General features: G+C 45.3%; 1 protein-coding gene. It reads right to left on the bottom strand.

What is annotated here, in order from left to right:
• Positions 1-698: ABC transporter substrate-binding protein (locus R8O10_RS25185; protein ID WP_318191950.1), on the bottom strand; the 698-nt coding region annotated here is incomplete at both ends.

Below are 698 nucleotides of genomic sequence, written 5' to 3' on the forward strand. Positions count from 1 at the left end.
CTTGGTTTTCTAGCGTTACATCTAGACCAAGTGTTTTCTTCCACATAGAGCCTAGAGCAACCGCAATTTTCTTGTGGTTCTCAGACGTGTTGTAAAGAAGGTTAAACTTAAGTGGATTATCTGCGCCGTAGCCTGCTTCTTCCAATAGACGAGCCGCTTCTGCGTTACGCTCTTCTTGCGTCATCTTGCCGTAAGCAGGAATTTCTGGGTTGAAACCTGCTGTGATTTCTGGCGTTAGGAAGTAAGCTGGTTTTTGACCTTGAGCTAAAATCGCATCAGTTACGATGTTACGGTCAATCGCGTAAGAGATAGCTTGACGAACACGTACATCATCAAACGGAGCTTTCTTCGTGTTGAAGATGTAGTAGTAAGTACATAGGTTACCCGTCACAGATACTTCTTGTGGGTGCTCTTTCTTCAGACGCTTGAAGTGCTCTGTTGGCAGTTCGTTCGTGAAGTCGATTTCACCCGCTAGGAAGCGGTTCATTTCTGCAACTTGGTTTTCAATCGGTAGGAAAGTAACTTTCTCTAGTGTGGTGTTTTCGTTGTCCCAGTATTGCTCGTTACGCTTCAATACTAGACGCTCGTTCACAACCCAGTTGTCAACAACATAAGCACCGTTACCTACAAAGTTCTCTGGCTTCGTCCATTGATCGCCGAACTTCTCTACTGTCGCTTGGTGAACAGGCTTCACTGTT

It is taken from the genome of Vibrio sp. 1727, assembly GCF_033344415.1.
Classification (GTDB): Bacteria; Pseudomonadota; Gammaproteobacteria; order Enterobacterales; family Vibrionaceae; genus Vibrio; species Vibrio alginolyticus.